Origin of the sequence: uncultured Planococcus sp. (assembly GCF_947501725.1) — a bacterium.
Lineage (GTDB): Bacteria > Bacillota > Bacilli > Bacillales_A > Planococcaceae > Planococcus > Planococcus donghaensis_C.
The window spans coordinates 44,086-60,958 of record NZ_CANMXD010000010.1 but is presented as its reverse complement, the minus strand read 5'-3'; the positions used below and the strand labels follow the sequence as shown (position 1 = coordinate 60,958).

Annotated in this window: 20 protein-coding genes; 17 read left to right on the top strand and 3 right to left on the bottom strand. The window is 47.4% G+C overall.

Annotated elements, in window-relative coordinates:
• Positions 1 to 260: 260 nt before the first annotated feature.
• Together Q0785_RS14790 and Q0785_RS14785 are read right to left on the bottom strand one after the other, a co-directional pair.
• Complete coding sequence (locus Q0785_RS14790) at positions 261 to 1,106, bottom strand: aldo/keto reductase (RefSeq protein ID WP_298831752.1); 846 nt, start codon at positions 1,104 to 1,106, stop codon at positions 261 to 263.
• Positions 1,107 to 1,232: 126 nt separating this feature from the next.
• The gene (locus tag Q0785_RS14785) at positions 1,233 to 2,084 is read right to left on the bottom strand and encodes a MurR/RpiR family transcriptional regulator (RefSeq protein ID WP_298831355.1); all 852 of its coding nucleotides are present in this window, start codon (positions 2,082 to 2,084) and stop codon (positions 1,233 to 1,235) included.
• Between the two features lie 128 nt (positions 2,085 to 2,212).
• Here Q0785_RS14785 and gnd point away from each other — a divergent pair, with 128 nt between their 5' ends.
• From gnd to Q0785_RS14725, 12 genes are all read left to right on the top strand, one after another.
• Positions 2,213 to 3,097: a phosphogluconate dehydrogenase (NAD(+)-dependent, decarboxylating) gene (gene gnd / locus Q0785_RS14780; protein ID WP_298831352.1), complete on the top strand. Its 885-nt coding sequence runs from the start codon at positions 2,213 to 2,215 to the stop codon at positions 3,095 to 3,097.
• Between the two features lie 171 nt (positions 3,098 to 3,268).
• Positions 3,269 to 4,609 (top strand): gluconate:H+ symporter, encoded by a 1,341-nt coding sequence (locus Q0785_RS14775; RefSeq protein WP_298831350.1) that lies wholly within the window; start codon positions 3,269 to 3,271, stop codon positions 4,607 to 4,609.
• 66 nt (positions 4,610 to 4,675) lie between these two features.
• Positions 4,676 to 6,220: a gluconokinase gene (gene gntK, locus Q0785_RS14770; RefSeq protein ID WP_298831347.1), complete on the top strand. Its 1,545-nt coding sequence runs from the start codon at positions 4,676 to 4,678 to the stop codon at positions 6,218 to 6,220.
• A 392-nt stretch (positions 6,221 to 6,612) separates the two neighbouring features.
• Positions 6,613 to 8,283 (top strand): FAD-binding dehydrogenase, encoded by a 1,671-nt coding sequence (locus tag Q0785_RS14765; protein WP_298831344.1) that lies wholly within the window; start codon positions 6,613 to 6,615, stop codon positions 8,281 to 8,283.
• Positions 8,273 to 8,704, top strand: coding sequence for a DUF4181 domain-containing protein (locus tag Q0785_RS14760; RefSeq protein WP_298831341.1), 432 nt, complete (start codon positions 8,273 to 8,275; stop codon positions 8,702 to 8,704). The genes Q0785_RS14765 and Q0785_RS14760 overlap by 11 nt, the downstream gene beginning before the upstream one ends.
• An 18-nt stretch (positions 8,705 to 8,722) precedes the next feature.
• On the top strand, positions 8,723 to 8,884 hold the full coding sequence (locus Q0785_RS14755) for a hypothetical protein (protein WP_298831338.1): 162 nt from the start codon (positions 8,723 to 8,725) through the stop codon (positions 8,882 to 8,884).
• On the top strand, positions 8,881 to 9,288 hold the full coding sequence (locus Q0785_RS14750; RefSeq protein ID WP_298831335.1) for a GNAT family N-acetyltransferase: 408 nt from the start codon (positions 8,881 to 8,883) through the stop codon (positions 9,286 to 9,288). Before Q0785_RS14755 ends, Q0785_RS14750 begins: the two co-directional genes overlap by 4 nt.
• A gap of 59 nt (positions 9,289 to 9,347) precedes the next feature.
• On the top strand, positions 9,348 to 9,887 hold the full coding sequence (locus tag Q0785_RS14745) for a GNAT family protein (RefSeq protein ID WP_298831331.1): 540 nt from the start codon (positions 9,348 to 9,350) through the stop codon (positions 9,885 to 9,887).
• A 23-nt stretch (positions 9,888 to 9,910) separates the two neighbouring features.
• The gene (locus Q0785_RS14740) at positions 9,911 to 10,468 is read left to right on the top strand and encodes a GNAT family N-acetyltransferase (protein WP_298831326.1); all 558 of its coding nucleotides are present in this window, start codon (positions 9,911 to 9,913) and stop codon (positions 10,466 to 10,468) included.
• The gene (locus Q0785_RS14735) at positions 10,425 to 10,982 is read left to right on the top strand and encodes a GNAT family protein (protein WP_298831323.1); all 558 of its coding nucleotides are present in this window, start codon (positions 10,425 to 10,427) and stop codon (positions 10,980 to 10,982) included. Before Q0785_RS14740 ends, Q0785_RS14735 begins: the two co-directional genes overlap by 44 nt.
• A 23-nt stretch (positions 10,983 to 11,005) precedes the next feature.
• A complete protein-coding gene (locus Q0785_RS14730) occupies positions 11,006 to 11,377 on the top strand; it encodes a DUF4181 domain-containing protein (RefSeq protein ID WP_366522842.1) in 372 nt (123 codons plus the stop codon).
• Between the two features lie 163 nt (positions 11,378 to 11,540).
• Entirely contained in the window at positions 11,541 to 12,248 is a 708-nt protein-coding gene (locus Q0785_RS14725; protein WP_298831321.1) for a Na-translocating system protein MpsC family protein, read from the top strand.
• 42 nt (positions 12,249 to 12,290) lie between these two features.
• Here the strand turns inward: Q0785_RS14725 and Q0785_RS14720 are convergent, their stop codons facing one another.
• Positions 12,291 to 13,061, bottom strand: a complete 771-nt coding sequence (locus tag Q0785_RS14720; RefSeq protein WP_298831319.1) for a nucleotidyltransferase domain-containing protein — start codon at positions 13,059 to 13,061, stop codon at positions 12,291 to 12,293.
• Between the two features lie 158 nt (positions 13,062 to 13,219).
• Here Q0785_RS14720 and Q0785_RS14715 point away from each other — a divergent pair, with 158 nt between their 5' ends.
• The 5 genes from Q0785_RS14715 (at position 13,220) to panB (ending at position 16,624) form a co-directional block, all read left to right on the top strand.
• Entirely contained in the window at positions 13,220 to 13,912 is a 693-nt protein-coding gene (locus tag Q0785_RS14715; RefSeq protein ID WP_298831316.1) for a peptidase E, read from the top strand.
• 12 nt (positions 13,913 to 13,924) lie between these two features.
• Positions 13,925 to 14,704, top strand: coding sequence for an alpha/beta hydrolase-fold protein (locus Q0785_RS14710; RefSeq protein WP_298831313.1), 780 nt, complete (start codon positions 13,925 to 13,927; stop codon positions 14,702 to 14,704).
• The gene (locus tag Q0785_RS14705) at positions 14,701 to 15,168 is read left to right on the top strand and encodes a GNAT family N-acetyltransferase (RefSeq protein WP_298831311.1); all 468 of its coding nucleotides are present in this window, start codon (positions 14,701 to 14,703) and stop codon (positions 15,166 to 15,168) included. The genes Q0785_RS14710 and Q0785_RS14705 overlap by 4 nt, the downstream gene beginning before the upstream one ends.
• A 20-nt stretch (positions 15,169 to 15,188) precedes the next feature.
• Positions 15,189 to 15,533: a DUF6176 family protein gene (locus Q0785_RS14700; protein ID WP_298831747.1), complete on the top strand. Its 345-nt coding sequence runs from the start codon at positions 15,189 to 15,191 to the stop codon at positions 15,531 to 15,533.
• A 254-nt stretch (positions 15,534 to 15,787) separates the two neighbouring features.
• Positions 15,788 to 16,624 (top strand): 3-methyl-2-oxobutanoate hydroxymethyltransferase, encoded by an 837-nt coding sequence (panB, locus tag Q0785_RS14695; protein WP_298831308.1) that lies wholly within the window; start codon positions 15,788 to 15,790, stop codon positions 16,622 to 16,624.
• Positions 16,625 to 16,873: the final 249 nt, after the last annotated feature.

Here is a 16,873-nt window from a genome sequence, read left to right as displayed (position 1 = left end):
TCATATATCATTGCTCCCTGCCTCTTGAAAAATTGACATGAGTTAAGCTCCAAAACAGGAAGTCAACGGGATAGTTCAAGAATAAACGTTTATTATCATATTACTGTATATACACTAAAAAGATAACACTATTTTGAATTTATTGAGAGAAATTTGCAGATAATTAGAATTAATTTCCAATTAACTGGGTAATGGAAGTGGCATTCTTGAATCGATAAAAAAAGAAGCCTTTTATTATAAAAAAGGGCTTCTTTTTGCAATTAAAAATCGAAATTATCCGGATCCGGACCGACTCTCTGGTTTTCATTCAACGCGGAAATCCGTTCCATATCGTCCTCTGTCAGTTCGAAATCGAAAATCTGGGAGTTTTGGATGATCCGTGCTTCCTTGATGGATTTGGGAATCGTCACGACCCCATTCTGCAAATCCCAGCGAAGGATGACCTGGGCGACCGTTTTTTCGGTCTTGGCGGCGATTTCCACAAGCAACGGGTGATCGAGCAGCTTGCCCTGCATCAAAGGTGACCAGGCTTCCAGCTGGATATCATGCTCTTTACAGAAGCTACGCAATTCTTCCTGAGTCAGATGCGGATGGAATTCAACCTGATTGATCATTGGCGTAATTTCTGCATCCTTCAACAATTCTTCGAGATGATGGACATGGAAATTGCTGACGCCGATCGCTTTGACCCGACCATCTTTATACAAAGTCTCCAGAGCACGCCAGGCTTCTTTGTATTTCCCTTCAACCGGCCAATGGATCAAATACAGATCCAAATAATCCAAACCGAGATTCTTCAAACTGGTTTCATAAGCGGCCATCGTCGATTCATAACCGAGATCGGAATTCCATACTTTCGAAGTGATGAAAAGCTCTTCTCTGGAGATCCCTGCTTCTTTCATGCCCTCTCGAATTCCTTGACCGACGCCTTCTTCATTGCCGTAGGCGGCAGCTGTGTCGATGCTGCGGTAGCCATTGGCAATCGCAGTTCTGACCGCATCGATGACTTCCGCCCCTTCGCTGACTTTGAAGACGCCGAGACCAAACCAAGGCATTTTGACGCCGTTGTGCAACGTAGTGGTATCTTGTAAGTTTTTCATGCTCATCATCCTCCATGAGGTTAATTGGATAACTTCCTGATAGCCATGAAATACCCCATGAGCGAGAGCTGAAACCATTCAGGGGGGCGGGGACGGTTCGTGAAAAAAGCCGGCATTGAACCAATAAGTCGTCTACAACCGTTTATACGACATCGCTTCGCGCATGTCCTGAAGGGCTTTTTTGCCTTCATTGCCGCGGATGATCATCAGGTTGGTGTAAAGCGCATCGATCAAACTCAATTGGGCGATGCGGGATGACAAGGCCTCGGAGCGGAAATCGGTTTCTTCTGAAATCGTGTACAGTGCAATATCCGACTCTTTGGATAAAGGTGATTTGGCGAAGTTGGTGACACAGATGATGGTTACGCCTTTTTCCTTCAAGACCCGCAGGACATCCAGAACGTCTGTGGTCGAACCGGAATGGGAAATGACAATCGCCACATCGTCCGATTGAAGCTGCGACGCAGCCATGAGCTGCATATGGGAATCCAGGTTCATGGAGACGTGGAGGCCTAAACGGACAAATTTATGGTAACCGTCCATAGCGACCATGGCGGAACCGCCGTTGCCATAGAAGTCGATCTTCCGCGCTTTCAGCAATTTTTCTGTTGCCTGTTCCATCGCTTTCGTGTCGACGATCTGCAGCGTGTCTTCCAATGTCTTGATATTGGAGCGGAATACTTTTTCGGTGACAGCACTGATGCTGTCGCCTTCTTCAATTTTTTCGTGGATATCTTTTAAAGGAGCCACGACTTCTGCAGCAAGCGAAATCTTAAAGGCCTGAAATCCTTTGAAGCCGATGCGTTGGCAAAAGCGGAAAATGGTCGATTCAGCGAGCCCGAGTTCATCTGCAATCTGGTTGATGGTCAAATGAATGATATTTTTGGGGTCGTTGAGTACATAATCGGCGATTTTTTTTTCTTTTTCACTGAAGTGGCGGTAACTACCGCGTATGGCAGCCAGCGCAAATTGCTGTTCTTTCATGATCCGCGCCTCGTTTCTATAGAAGTATTTTCGTTAATTATACAATAACATGTTGCGTGCGGAAAAATATTTGATACAATGAATTCATTAAGGAAAAATATTCTTTTATTTTAAAGGAGGATTCCACAATGGAAATCGGAATTATTGGTTTAGGGAAAATGGGATTGAACCTGGCATTAAATTTGAGCGATCACAGTCATCAAGTTGTCGGCTATGACAGCCATGCGGCAATCGAAGAAAGCGGTTTCAAACAAGTTTCTTCTATTGAAGAAATGGTGAAAGAGCTGAAAGCGCCGCGAACACTTTGGTTGATGGTGCCAGCCGGTGAAATTACGGAATCGGTCATCGAGCAATTGATTCCTTTGCTTGAAGAAGGAGATTCGATTATCGATGGCGGGAACTCGAACTACAAAGATACCGTGCGGCGCGCGGAAATCTTGAAAAACCACGGCATCTACTTTTTTGATTGCGGGACGAGCGGCGGAACGGAAGGGGCACGTCATGGCATTTGTGCGATGATCGGCGGCGATGCAGAAAAATTCAAGACCATTGAACCGTTGTTGCAGGATATTTCTGTACAAGACGGCTATCTGTACACAGGAGAAGCGGGAAGCGGACATTTCCTGAAAATGATCCACAACGGAATTGAATACGGCATGATGCAATCCATCGCGGAAGGCTTCGACATCCTGAACAAAAGCCCATTTGATTTTGATTACGAAAAAGTGGCTGGCGTCTGGAATAACGGCTCCATCATCAGCTCATACTTGATGGAAGTGACAAAAAGCGCCTTTTCAAAAGATGCCAAATTGGAAAGCATCAAAGGCGTCATGAATTCTTCAGGCGAAGGCAAATGGACCGTGGAAACGGCGCTTGACTTGAATGTTCCGGCACCGGTGATTACTTTGTCGCTGATGATGCGCTACCGCTCATTAGAAGACGATACCTTTGCAGGAAAAGTCGTGGCAGCCCAGCGCAACGAGTTCGGCGGACACGCCGTAGAGAAAAAATAAGAGGGACTTTACCGGTTTAATTACTATAGAAGGTAATCGTCTACATTATTCTGTGTGGACATGCGCTGGCGCAATCAGGGGATGGGCGTCAGCGGGGCTCAACGCGGAGCATAAAAGCGAATTTCAGCTTCAGTGCATGGCGCTGAAGTTACATATTGAGGGGGAGAAGATTTGTCAGGTTCAACATTGATCATGGTCGCACTTGCAGGTATATTCTTATTGTTGTTTTTGGTTATTCGGACTAAATTGCATGCTTTTGTTGCGCTATTGCTGGTCAGTTTGCTGGTGGGTATCGCCGCAGGCATGCCGCTGAATGAAGTGATCACGTCCATCCAAAACGGGATGGGCGGCACACTCGGCTTTGTCGCTGTAGTGGTCGGCCTTGGTGCCATGTTCGGAAAAATGCTGGAAGTATCGGGTGGTGCGGAACGTTTAGCCGCTACGATGATCAGCAAATTCGGTGAAGACAAAGCACAATGGGCGCTAGGCGTCACCGGCTTTATTGTAGCCATTCCTGTGTTCTTTGATGTCGGTTTCATCATTTTGGTGCCGATTGTTTATGGTTTGGCAAGAAAAACAGGCAAATCGCTTCTGCATTACGGGATTCCGCTGCTGGCGGGACTTGCCGTTACCCATAGTTTCATCCCGCCGACTCCAGGACCGATTGCGGTTGCTGAGTTGGTCGGAGCGGAACTGGGATGGGTTATCCTATTCGGGGTGCTTGCAGGGATTCCGGCGATGATTTTGGCTGGACCTGTGTTCGGGCGCTTTATCGGCAAAAAGATCCATGTTGCAATCCCGGATTATATGGAGCTTGAACAAAAGGAATACGATAAGGATCTGCCGAGTTTCGGCATGATCACATCGTTGATCTTGATTCCTTTAGTTTTGATCCTGTTGAATACGTTGTCAGGTGTATTGTTGGATGAAGGCAATACAGTGCGCGAAATCCTGACATTCCTTGGCCATCCATTCGTGGCATTGACCATCGCGACATTGCTGACTTTCTATCTATTGGGTACAAAACGCGGTTATTCGCGCCAGGAAGTACAGGATATTGCGACCAAAGCGCTTGAACCTGCCGGAATCATCATCCTGGTAACAGGTGCGGGTGGTGTCTTCAAACAAGTGCTGATCGACTCTGGAGTCGGCGATGTATTGGGAGAGATGATGGGCGATTCAGCTTTGCCGCCAATCGTTCTGGCTTTCCTGATTGCGACGGCCGTACGTGTTGCGCAGGGTTCTGCCACCGTTGCGATGGTGACGGCAGCCGGCTTGATCACACCGCTTCTTGAAATGGTCGGCATGACCGGACCGGCTTTAGGCTTGATCGTCATCGCCATCGCTTCAGGTGCGACTGTCCTTTCCCACGTCAACGACTCAGGCTTCTGGCTGGTTAACCGTTACTTCGGCATGGACGTCAAGGATACATTGAAATCCTGGACGGTCATGGAAACCATTATCGGTCTCACCGGATTCGTGGTAGTGTTGATCATAAGCTTTTTTATCTAAATTAAACCTGAAGAGAAAAAGGACGTGTTTCCTTTTTCTTTTTCTTGTATATAGAGGAGGGCTCCTATGCCTGAACAGTCATATTATCTTGGAGTGGATATCGGTACCACGTCCACTAAAGCCGTTTTGTTCGATAAATCCGGGAAAGTGATAGAAGCCGATACGGTTTTCTATGCGCTGGAGACGCCGAACCCGTTGATAGCGGAACAGGATCCGGAGGAAATTTTCCGTGCCGTCTTGACCTCTGTGCGAAAAACAATCCACAAAAGCGGCATTGATGCACAGCAACTGAAACTGGTATCTTTCAGTTCAGCCATGCACAGCCTGATTGCGGTGGATGCGGCGGGAAATCTGCTGACGCAAAGCATCACTTGGGCCGACACCAGAAGTTCCAAGCACGCAAAATATATAAAAGAACAGCTCAATGGCCATGAAATCTACCTGCGTACAGGAACGCCGATCCACGCGATGTCGCCTCTCTCAAAATTGGTCTGGCTGAAAGACGACAAGCCGGAAGTCTGCGAACAGGCGGCGAAATTCATCGGTATCAAGGAGTTTGTGTTTCACGAATTGTTCGGAGAGTACGTGGTCGACCATTCAATCGCTTCTGCGACGGGACTCTTCAATCTGCAGGAACTGGATTGGGATGAAGAGGCGCTTGCAGTGGCCGGCGTCACACCTGATCAACTGTCGCGCCCAGTGCCGACAACGCACGCGCTGACGGGAATTGTTCCGGAACATGCCTTGTTTATGGGAATCCCTGAAGACATTCCTTTCATCATCGGTGCAAGTGACGGCGTCTTGGCGAACCTCGGCGTTGATGCGATCGAACCTGGCGTTCTTGCCGTGACGATCGGTACGAGCGGCGCGATCCGTACGGTCACTGCTGAACCGAAAACAGATCCGAAAGGGCGCACCTTCTGCTACGCGTTGACTGAAAACCATTGGGTGGTCGGTGGACCAGTCAACAATGGGGGCATCGTCCTGCGCTGGCTGCGGGATGAGTTCGCTTCATCTGAAGTCGAAACCGCAAAACGCCTCGGCATCGATTCCTATGACGTACTGACGAAAATCGCCGAAGGAGTCAATCCTGGCGCGGACGGCCTGCTGTTCCATCCGTATTTGACGGGGGAACGGGCGCCGCTATGGGACGCCAATGCCCGCGGATCGTTTTTCGGCCTCAGCATCCATCACAAGAAGCAGCACATGATCCGCTCGGTGCTGGAAGGCATCGTCTTTAATCTGTATACGGTGTTGCTTGCAGTCGAGGAATTGACCGGTGAACCCGTGCGCATCCAAGCTTCGGGCGGCTTTGCCCGTTCGGAAATGTGGCGCCAGCTGTTGGCGGACGTTTTCGACAAGCCGGTGATCATTCCGGAAAGCTTTGAAAGCTCGTGCCTCGGTGCCGTCGTTCTCGGCATGTACGCAACAGGGGAAATCGAGGATTTCAGCATCGTCTCCGAAATGATCGGCCAGACTCATACGCATGAACCGGACGAAGCGGCAGCGGGTGTCTATAGGGAACTGCTGCCGATCTATATCCGCCTATCCCGCCTGCTGACAGAAGAATACGAAAGCATTTCAGACTTCCAACGGAAGCATTTGGAATAATACGCGACACCCGGGACCAGAAAGTTGGTTTCGGGTGTTTTTTTGGATTCATTACCTGGAAATATTTTCTTTATTTATTCGAATAAAATCGGTTATTTGCTTTGCGCTGGATTTATGGGCGTTCAGCAACGTTTGCAGTCGTTCAGAAAAAAATACAGTCGTTCATCAGCATTTGCGATCGTTCAAAAAGATTTGCAACCGCTCAGAAGAAAATACAGTCGTTCAATAGTATAGAAAATGAAAGTAAAGCAAACAATCAGAAAACAGATAAAAATATCTATAATTTTCCAAACGCTCATGATACGATAAAGACAACTTCAATCAGTGGAGAGAACTTTTCCCACTGTGGAAAAGCAATACCTGAATCATTCAACATCAAGGGGGATGTAAGGATGGAATTCGATGCGATTGTAGTGGGAGCTGGCCTTTCAGGGCTGGTGGCGGCAGCGGAAATCGCTGACGCAGGCAAAAAAGTGTTGCTGCTGGACCAGGAGCCGGAAGCTTCTTTTGGCGGACAGGCGTGGTGGTCATTCGGCGGGCTGTTTTTGATCGATTCGCCTGAACAACGGCGTATGGGCATCAATGATTCACAGGAATTGGCCTGGCAGGACTGGCTCGGGGCAGCCGGTTTCGACCGTGAGCAAGACGAAGATTACTGGGGCAGGAAGTGGGCAGAAGCCTATGTGGATTTCGCGGCGAATGAAAAACGGACCTGGCTTGCCGGCATGGGCGTCAAATTTTTTCCAGTCGTTGGCTGGGCAGAACGCGGCGGTTATCTGGCAGAAGGACATGGCAATTCGGTGCCGCGCTTTCATATTGTCTGGGGAACAGGACCGGGCATCGTTGCGCCGTTCGAGCGGCGGGTGCGTGAACATATCAAGAATGGCCTTGTTGATTATCGGCCAAGACATCAGGTAGATGAGCTGCTCACCGAAGATGGAGTGGTGACAGGTGTTGTAGGTTCACTGCTGGAGCCGAGCGACGCCAAGCGGGGAGAAGCCAGTTCGCGGCAAGTAGTCGCCAATTTCCGTTGCGAAGCAAAGGCCGTCGTCGTGACGAGCGGCGGCATCGGCGGCAACCACGAATTGATCAAGCAGAATTGGCCGAGCCGATTGGGGACAGCGCCGGAGACGATGCTGTCGGGTGTGCCGGCACATGTCGACGGCAGGATGCTTGCCATTACGGAAAAAGCAGGCGGACGCATCATCAACCGGGACCGGATGTGGCATTATACCGAAGGCATCAAGAATTGGAATCCGGTCTGGAGCAAACACGGCATCCGGATTCTGCCTGGGCCTTCTTCCATGTGGTTCGATGCTGTCGGAGAACGTTTCCCAGCTCCGAATTTTCCGGGTTTCGATACACTCGGAACACTCGAGACCATCCAGAAGACCGGCTATAGCTATTCCTGGTTCATCTTGACACAGAAAATCATCGAGAAGGAATTTGCGTTGTCAGGTTCTGAACAGAATCCGGATTTGACCGGCAAAAGCATTCCGCAGGTATTATCCCGTGTCCGAGCTGGAGCGACGGCACCGGTGCAAGCCTTTATGGATAAAGGCGAAGATTTTATCGTGGCAGACACTTTAGAGGAACTGGTCGAAGGAATGAACAGCCTGACCGGGGAAAATCTATTGGATTTTGAACGGATCAAAGAACAGATCGATGCGCGGGATCGTCAACTCGACAATCCCTTTTCAAAGGACCTGCAGATTACAGCGATGCGGGGCGCCCGGAATTACCGGGGAGACCGATTGATTCGAGTGGCTGCCCTCCATAAATTACTGGACCGGAAAAAAGGGCCGCTCATTGCGGTTCGCCTGAATATCGTCAGCCGTAAAACCTTAGGCGGTCTGCAGACGGATTTATCCGCCCGTGTACTGAATGAATCCGGCGATCCGGTGCCGGGCCTATATGCCGCTGGAGAAGTGGCAGGATTCGGCGGTGGCGGCGTCCACGGTTACCGGTCACTTGAAGGGACGTTTCTTGGCGGCTGCCTGTTTTCCGGAAGAACAGCGGGAAGGACCGTCGTAAGCGAAGGGGGTTCTGAGAGTGCTTTTTGATGGAATAGGTTGGCGGTTTGTACTGTTTTTACTCGGAACGGTTTCCAGTATTTTTCTGATGAATAGGTTCCTGAGAAAAATCCTTGGCGTGGAGAAAAGGAAGTTTTTTTCAACTGAACATGTCAATGACCTTCACAAAAAATGGGACAGGATAGTGAATATAGGCGCGGGTATTATTGTGTTTATCCTGTCGATGTCGCTTATTGGATACGGCCCCGTCATCAGTCTATACGTGGTGGGTATTACAGCTGTTATAGGGGCATTACAGGTGTTGATCCGGGCAGGATTTGAGAAAAAATACGCGGAAAACCCGAACGACTATTTATATACGATCCTGGAATCGTTGACGGGCACTATCATTCTCATCACGTTCGGCGTGAGTTTATTTCCGGACTTTGTTTCGGTTGTTTTTACGATTTAAAATAAAGGAGGAAACCAGATGGGAGATTTCATTGGCGCGATTTTTATATTGATTCCAATCTTTATTGCAGCCATAGCATTGAGATGGGTCCGGATTCTCCGCCTTAATTCGGAAAAGCAGATTCAGCAAAATGAAGAAATCATCAGTTTGCTGAAAGAAAGCGCGAGGGGCAGCAGATGAAGAATACGCAGGAAGGTTTGATGATCCGCTCGTACCAGGAAAGTGATTTCCCAGCCATCCATGAATTGAACAAAGAGGAACACTGGAGCAACCTTGTGGCAAAAGGACAGGATACCCAACAAGCTTGGACCAACTCCACTGTGGCAGTCGTTGCTGAAGCGGACGGACAGCTCATCGGTTGTTTGCGCGGACTGACAGACGGGTTCATTTCCCTCTATGTCTGCGAAGTGCTTGTAAGCAAAAATCACCGGAAATCAGGAGTGGGCAAAAAGCTGATGCATCATGTTCACAGTTTGTATCCGAAAACCCGCATAGAATTATTGGCCAGCAGCACCTCACGCAGTTTCTATGAAGCACAGGGCTACCGGCCATTTTACGGCTTCCGCAAAACCATTGAGGAATAACTCAAAAGGAGGCCAGCTGTTTCACGTGGAACGTTTCAACTCAAAGGAGAGATGCCGAAATGAAGGGTGAGCAGGTGAATATCCGGTTTTTGCACACTGGAGATGCAGTGGGAAAGCTCCAGTTGGAAGTGGATAACCGTGAGTTTTTTGAAGCGTATGCCATGACCCGCTATCCGGATTTTTATACATTGCCGTTGCAAAAGGAACTGATTGAAATTTATGCGGAACAGAAAGAAAATGATCAGGCTTATAGCTTTGGAATCTTTGAGAATAGAACAGGGTTATTGATTGGAACGATCAGCCTTGTTCAAGTAATGAGAGGGCCGTTGCAAAGCGCCGTGCTGGGATATGCCTTGGATAAGAAGCACAACAACAAAGGCTATACGACAGAAGCGGTCAAGCTGGTGGTGGCATATGCTTTTCGAAAGCTTGCCCTGCATCGTATCGAAGCGGGGGTTATGCCGGGAAATGATGCCTCTATCCGGGTCCTGGAAAAGGCGGGCTTCCACAAAGAAGGAATCGCTGTACAAAATGTCCAGATCAATGGGAAATGGCGCGATCATCAAGTGCTGGCCATCATCAATCCGCGTGATCTCTGAAAATCCTAAAAAGGGGTGATTCCTTGCGCCTTCAATCTGACAGGCTGGAATTTAGAACGTACACAGATGAAGATTTCCACTTTTTATATTCGTTGCTGTCCGACCCTGAAATGATCCGCTATATCGGAAAAGGACAGACTAGAGATAAAAATGGAGCTCTCGAATTTCTTTACTGGATCTATCGTTCCTATAAAGAAAATCCTCAAGGCGGACTTTTGCTGCTGATCCGGAAAGAAGATGGCAGACGCATAGGACATGCTGGGCTGGTCGCTCAAAACATTGAGGGTGCTGATGAACTGGAAATCGGCTATTGGGTGGCAAGAGATTATTGGGGACAGGGATATGCCAAGGAAGCTGCAGAGGCGTTGCGTGATTACGGTCTGCAGAAAATGGGAAGAAACCGGCTCATTTCGCTGATTCAGCCGGATAACCAGGCTTCGAGGAAAGTGGCGGAATATATTGGAATGACTGTGGAAAAAGAAATCGTGCTATCCGGGAAAAACGTCTGGGTTTACGCAATGGAAAAGGAGGACAACCATGGAATTCCCTATACTGGAGACGAAAAGACTGCTTTTAGATAAGGTTGAAGAGCAGGATGCGAACCGATTTTTTGATATCTTATCGCGCAACGAAGTGACAAACTATTATGGAATGGATAGCTTGGTCCGCCAGGAAGAGGCTGTGGAAATGATTCGGTCATTTCACAACAGCTTTACATTGAAACGTGGGATGCGGTGGGCAATACGCTTCAAGGAGACCAATGAGTTTATTGGGACCATTGGGTTGAACAATTTGAACCTTTATTCGAAAAAGGCGGAAATCGGCTATGAATTGCATCCGGATTATTGGAATCGTCAGTTGATGCAGGAAGCAATCCGTGTTGTTTTAAGGCATGCTTTTGCAGAACTCGGTCTGTACCGGATTGGAGCTGTAACCTATCCGGAAAACATTTCATCAAACCGGCTTTTGGAAAAGCTTGGCTTTACAAAGGAAGGGCGATTGCGCGGCTACCTGCATCAGCGGAACCAATCCCACGACGCTTTTGTTTTCTCTTTATTGAGGCCGGAATGGCTGGACGAAGAAAAACCTGAATAGCGCATAATGGAGGTGGGAAAAGCTTGATAGTCGAGGCGCTTTTACTTTGTTTGTTTTATATTTTTGTAAACTTTTTTGTAGGGCGGTATGTGAAGAAGCGCTGGGATATAGCAAAGCGCAAGGAATGGCTGTATTGGCCCTTGAACCGGAAACACGCGTTGATCGAAGCGTTCCTGATGATCGCTTTTCTTGTGGGGGCAGTGACTTTAGGAAATCAGCTGTTAGGGAACATCAATTGGGTCTATTACCTCTTTTTCTTTTTCTTCATCAGCTCACTCATCCGGGCTTTAATGGAATGGAAATACGCTAAAAGCGATAATATTTGGATCAGCCAATTATCGGAAGCCGCCATTACTGCGTTCCTGCTGCTTAGTTTTTTTGTTTTCCCCCATTAAAGGAATGTTCATTCTATCGAGAAAGTTTTATAGGTGGATAAGTCTGCCGCTCTTTTTTTCTCCTGGTGGTTTTAGCACGACCGTTCCAGCGGAGGGTTAAATGCGCTCGTTTAGGGGAATAGCATCAGCAACAAATGATGTGTCACCTAAAGGAGAAGCGGCTATGAAGAAGGATAAAACCATTGAAGCGGAAGTGAGCGGCTACATTTCGGGTTTATTGCGAACGCATTTTGGAAAAGGGCCAAGGTCTGTATTTGTTGCAATCCGTCGGCCATTTGTCATTATCCATTTGCGTGAATTCCTGGCGCCGACAGAAAAAGTATTGATGAGCCAACATGAAGTTAAACGCGTACAGGAAATCAGGGACTTGCTGATGGTTGATCTGGATAGTCGAATCAAGATGGACTTGCTGAAGTCAGTTGAACTTGATATCAAAGACATCTACGCAGACTGGAATCTGGAGAACAAGACCGGCATACTGATTCTTGTGCTCGATGGAGAAGGTACCGAAGATGATAGTGAATGGCCGAAGGATATAGATAATAAAGCATTTTATCAGGAAATCATTGATATCAGCAAAGAAGCCCAGAAAGAACCTGAGAAAATTGAAGTTTATTGGTTGAATCCACGAACTGTATTGATTCAAAGAACAGGAATTATGATCGAAATCGAAAAGGAATTGATCAAAAACAATTTCACGGAACAGCTGAAACTGGCAAAGCGCCCTTTGGAGTCGAATCTCATCTACAATTCTTCTCTTGAACAAATCTTAAACCGGAACATAACCGACGTATTCACCGATTGGAACTTTACAGAAGATATAGGGTACATGGTGCTTCTGATGGATCCGGAACGCGAAAACGGCCACTGACGAACAAAGGGACAGTGCCCTCATCAGGAACTGTCCCTTTGTTTAATTTCCTTGGATTTCAATCATCTGTTCCATGAGCGGCATCATTTTATCACCCTCGGACACATGTTCATCGATCCAGCTGTATTCCCGTTTGAGCAGCTCCTTGATCCGCGAAGCTGCCTGCGCATGATCCGACGGCGTCATGAGGTTGGAGATTTTCTCGATTTCCGAAAAGACGGCTGCCGGCAACGAGCGGCTCACTGTTTTTAAACCAAGCTGGTCCCGCTCTGGTGCATAGCGGTACAAGAGAACCTTGGCTAAATGCTCCACAACATGCGACAGCATCTTCACTGCCCAAACGCCGTTCTCTCTGGCAGCCGCTTTGCGGTACTGAAATAAAAACCACGCAACATCGATGACGTGATCTGTATATTCAACTCGACTCAGCTCCAGATTTTGCGATTCTGTAAATTGCGCCAGCAAATTTTCGGGATCATAGACCACTTTAAAGAAATCCTTTGGCGTAAACGATTCCACAGTCACCGTAAACAGATCGATATGCAGCAGATCATCGAAAACCGCTATGAGCTGAGGGGCAATGATGAAGATATCGTCCTGAAACAGCACCGGCCGATATGCCTGCAAATGAGTAAGGCGCTCAGCCAGAAACAATTCTTCCTGTTCTTTTTCAACCAGGCAATACAGGTCGATATCCGAATGTTCATCGTGTTCATCTCTGCCCATGGAACCTTTCAAGAAAATGGCTCGGACATAAGAGCTCTGCGTTAGGCTGGCTGTTATTTTTTCTACCGCAACTTCTTGTATAAGCATGATAATCCCCCGTAGCTGAGTTTGTTTTTATTACTATAGCATAGAAGGATAAACCTTCCAATTTGAAGGATAAAGAGAAACTTCAATCAGTGGGGGGCACCCCACTGACTGTTAAAGCGGGATAAATAGAAATAAGAATATAGGAAAGGGTGAACAAAATGCGCCAGATTATCGCTATGGGCGGTGGAGGTTTCTCGATGGAGCCCGACAATCCGTTATTGGATCAATACATATTGCAGCAAGCCGATAAACCCCAGCCGAAAATCTGCTTTATTCCGACAGCGAGTGGAGATGCGGACGGCTATATCGAGAAGTTCTATGATTTCTTCAATCAGCAGCCGTGCATTCCGAGCCATCTGTCTTTGTTTAAACCGCCGACGCGGGATTTGGAACGGTTTGTGCTGGAACAGGACATCATTTATGTAGGCGGCGGGAATACCAAAAACCTCTTGGTGCTTTGGAAAGAATGGGGATTGGATGGAATTCTGAAAAAGGCATGGGAACAGGAGATTGTGTTGGCGGGCCTCAGTGCCGGTTCGATCTGCTGGTACGAGGAAGGTGTCACCGATTCCTATGGCGACAAACTCGAACCGCTCCAGGCGCTGGGTTTTCTTAAAGGCAGCCATTGTCCGCATTACGACGGTGAAGCCGAAAGAAGGCCTGTTTACCGCCAGTTTATCGAACAAGGCACTTTGCCAGAGGGAATTGCGGCAGATGATGGAGCGGCTATCCACTATTTTGGCCAGGACATCAAACGGATCGTCAGTTCAAGACCGGCAGCGAAGGCTTACCGGGTGAGCAAGGATGGAGAAGAAGAATTGGCAGTTGAGTATTTGGGGGCTAAACGATAAAGGAGAATTGAGATGCTGGATATCTTTTCGATGACGATAAAAAGGTTTCAACAACAGCGGAGGATTCAGGTCTATTTGCCTCGCAGCTACCAGCTTGGTGAGAAAAAATATCCTGTGCTGTATATGCATGACGGCCAGAACGTTTTTCGGAATGATGAGGCAATTGGTGGAGTTTCCCTGGAACTTGAAAGCTATTTGGATGCAACAGGCCTGGACGTCATTGTAGTAGCAATTGACCAAAACAGCGAGGAGCGAAAAAATGAGTATTGCCCGTGGGAGAATGGCGCATACAGCCAAAAATTTTTAGGTGCAGAAAGTTCTTCTTTTGGAGGCAAGGGCAAACAATACGTTGAATTTATCGTCGAAGAACTCAAACCATCTATTGATGAAAAATACAGAACGATAGAAAATCAGACAGCAATGGCTGGAATATCAATGGGCGGCTTACTCACATTATATGCTGCTTGCCTTTATCCGACAGTTTTTAAAAACCTTTATATTTTCTCAGGAGCGTTTTATGCAAACCAGGAAAAAATGGAGGATTTGTTGGAGGCAACAGATCTGTCGGCCATCCGCACCCTATATATGGATTGCGGTACCGATGAAGCAGGAATCGGAACTTTTATAAGTAAAGAGTTCTTGGCTTCCAATCATGCAATTTATGAGGTCGTCAAAAGAAATTTTCCTGCAGCGGATTTTAAGGTATTGGAAGGAGAAGAACATAATTATCGTTCTTTCCAAAAAAGAGTACAACAGCTTTTTTCTTTCTTAGTAAATGAGGTGAGCCTATGAATATCAACCTGGAAAAAGCAACAGCTTCGGATGCACCTGCTATCCTAGCCATGCAAAAAGCGGCTTTTTTGCCCCTTCTGGAGAAATACCAGGATCATGACACCAATCCGGCGAATGAAACGCTGGAGCGGGTACTTGGCAGAATCAACAGTCTCGGTTCGCACTTCTATAAGATTTTGGCGGAGGAAAAAATGGTGGGGGCGATACGCATCAGGTGGTATGAAGACGGAAGGTTTTGGGTCAGTCCTTTATTCGTCGATCCTTCTTATCAAGGGCGCGGTATAGCTGGAGAAGCGATGAAACTGGCGGAACTTCAGCATCAAGAAGCTGTGACCTGGGAGCTCGCCACGATTCTGGAAGAGGAAGGGAATTGCCGCTTCTATGAAAAACTGGGCTATAGAGAGACTGGTGTCATCGAACAGCTGAACAGCATAGCCACGTTAGGTTATTTCAAAAAACAGTGAAGGATGTAGATGAAATGAAGCTGACGGCAGAGCTTTCGAGGTTCAAAGTCAAAGAAGGAAAAACGGAAACGGTTGAACAATGGATGGAATTTTTAAATGAGCATATGGACAAAGTCCTGCTGACTCTCGACGATGAAAAAATGTTTGTTGAAACGATTTTTAAAGAAGAGCTTGAAAGCGCCACCTACTTATACTGGTATTCGGTACAGGGGGAAGGCGGAACTGAACTGGAGAGCTCCAATCATGAAGTGGACAAAAAGCATCTGGAGTTCTGGAACGAATGTATTGATTTTGCCTATGGTTCAGTCGATTTAGAGCCGCAGGTTGTTATGATTCAGGACAAAGTAAAGGCGTCCATGAAGTGAATCTGTTTGGGTGGAATGGAAAGTAGCTTAGTGCATAAACCATGTTCGAACACACAGGCTTCTGCTATAGTGGCAATAAGGGCGGTATCATTGTTGAACTGCACCCGTATAAAGAACCTCAACAATTGCATAGTTCTGCCTTGATCTTAAATCGACAGGGACGGAGAAAACCACTGATAAACTTACCGCCCGTCTGTCCAATTTTGGAACCGATGGGCTTTATTTCGGTTTTCCTCCCAAAAGGAGAGAAAAAAATGAAGAACACAGCCTCACTCATCAAAATGAAAGCTCAAAATGAAAAGATCGCGATGCTCACAGCCTATGATTATCCTTCCGCAAAGCTGGCAGAACAAGCTGGCGTGGATGTGATTCTGGTAGGTGACTCTCTGGGGATGGTCGTCCTGGGATACGATTCTACTGTAAAAGTGACTGTCGACGACATGATTCATCATGGCAAAGCAGCACGCCGCGGAGCACCCGACACTTTTTTGGTGGTCGATATGCCGTTTGCTTCGTTTCACGGAAGCGCAGAACGCACCCTGGATAACGCGGTCCGCATTTTTCAGGAAACGGGAGCGGAAGCGCTGAAGCTGGAAGGTGCGGACGAAGTTGTCGACGTCGTGAAACTGCTGACGCGCACAGGAATCCCAGTTGTCGGTCATCTGGGTCTGCTTCCCCAAACAGCTGGGGTTCTCGGCGGCTATAAAGTCCAAGGGAAAACAGCAGACGCCGCACAAAAACTAATCGAAGATGCAAAAGCTTGCGAGGCGGCAGGAGCCTGCATGCTGGTCCTCGAATGCATCCCCTATCAATTGGCGCAAAAAGTCACGGCGGCGCTGACAATACCAGTGATCGGCATCGGTGCTGGCAGTGAAGCAGATGGACAGGTCCTTGTTTATCATGACGTCTTGAAATATGGATTCCATCATTTAGCGAAATTCGTACGTTCTTATGCAGAAACGGGAGAGATCATGAAACAAGGCCTGACTCAATATGTCGATGAAGTGAAAACAGGTGCTTTCCCGGCTGAAGAACATCGTTTCACCATGAAAGAAGAAGAGCTTCAGCAGTTGTATGGAGGAAAAGAATAGAGAGAAGTAAAGCCCGGCATGTTGGAAGCTGAGCTCAGTTTAATAGACAGTTTAACAAAAATATTCTGCAGTGTATGCTGCGATAAGGTGGCTTCGGTATACTTCCGGAGTCTTTTTTTAATTTATATTCCTCGGCAACTAGCCTCGCTGGGAAAGAAGAATTTTGGAACGTATCTGATTGTGCAAGAAATTTTATACTTTGGTTATTAGCTGAGGATAAACACAATAGCTGGTTTTAAAAGAAATGTT

Coding starts and splice junctions, on each gene's coding strand:
- Q0785_RS14790 (WP_298831752.1), bottom strand. CDS start 1,106: ATGAGCATGAAAAACTTACAAGATACCACTACGTTGCACAACGGCGTC.
- Q0785_RS14785 (WP_298831355.1), bottom strand. CDS start 2,084: ATGAAAGAACAGCAATTTGCGCTGGCTGCCATACGCGGTAGTTACCGC.
- gnd (WP_298831352.1), top strand. CDS start 2,213: ATGGAAATCGGAATTATTGGTTTAGGGAAAATGGGATTGAACCTGGCA.
- gntK (WP_298831347.1), top strand. CDS start 4,676: ATGCCTGAACAGTCATATTATCTTGGAGTGGATATCGGTACCACGTCC.
- Q0785_RS14765 (WP_298831344.1), top strand. CDS start 6,613: ATGGAATTCGATGCGATTGTAGTGGGAGCTGGCCTTTCAGGGCTGGTG.
- Q0785_RS14755 (WP_298831338.1), top strand. CDS start 8,723: ATGGGAGATTTCATTGGCGCGATTTTTATATTGATTCCAATCTTTATT.
- Q0785_RS14750 (WP_298831335.1), top strand. CDS start 8,881: ATGAAGAATACGCAGGAAGGTTTGATGATCCGCTCGTACCAGGAAAGT.
- Q0785_RS14745 (WP_298831331.1), top strand. CDS start 9,348: ATGAAGGGTGAGCAGGTGAATATCCGGTTTTTGCACACTGGAGATGCA.
- Q0785_RS14735 (WP_298831323.1), top strand. CDS start 10,425: ATGGAATTCCCTATACTGGAGACGAAAAGACTGCTTTTAGATAAGGTT.
- Q0785_RS14725 (WP_298831321.1), top strand. CDS start 11,541: ATGAAGAAGGATAAAACCATTGAAGCGGAAGTGAGCGGCTACATTTCG.
- Q0785_RS14720 (WP_298831319.1), bottom strand. CDS start 13,061: ATGCTTATACAAGAAGTTGCGGTAGAAAAAATAACAGCCAGCCTAACG.
- Q0785_RS14715 (WP_298831316.1), top strand. CDS start 13,220: ATGCGCCAGATTATCGCTATGGGCGGTGGAGGTTTCTCGATGGAGCCC.
- Q0785_RS14710 (WP_298831313.1), top strand. CDS start 13,925: ATGCTGGATATCTTTTCGATGACGATAAAAAGGTTTCAACAACAGCGG.
- Q0785_RS14705 (WP_298831311.1), top strand. CDS start 14,701: ATGAATATCAACCTGGAAAAAGCAACAGCTTCGGATGCACCTGCTATC.
- panB (WP_298831308.1), top strand. CDS start 15,788: ATGAAGAACACAGCCTCACTCATCAAAATGAAAGCTCAAAATGAAAAG.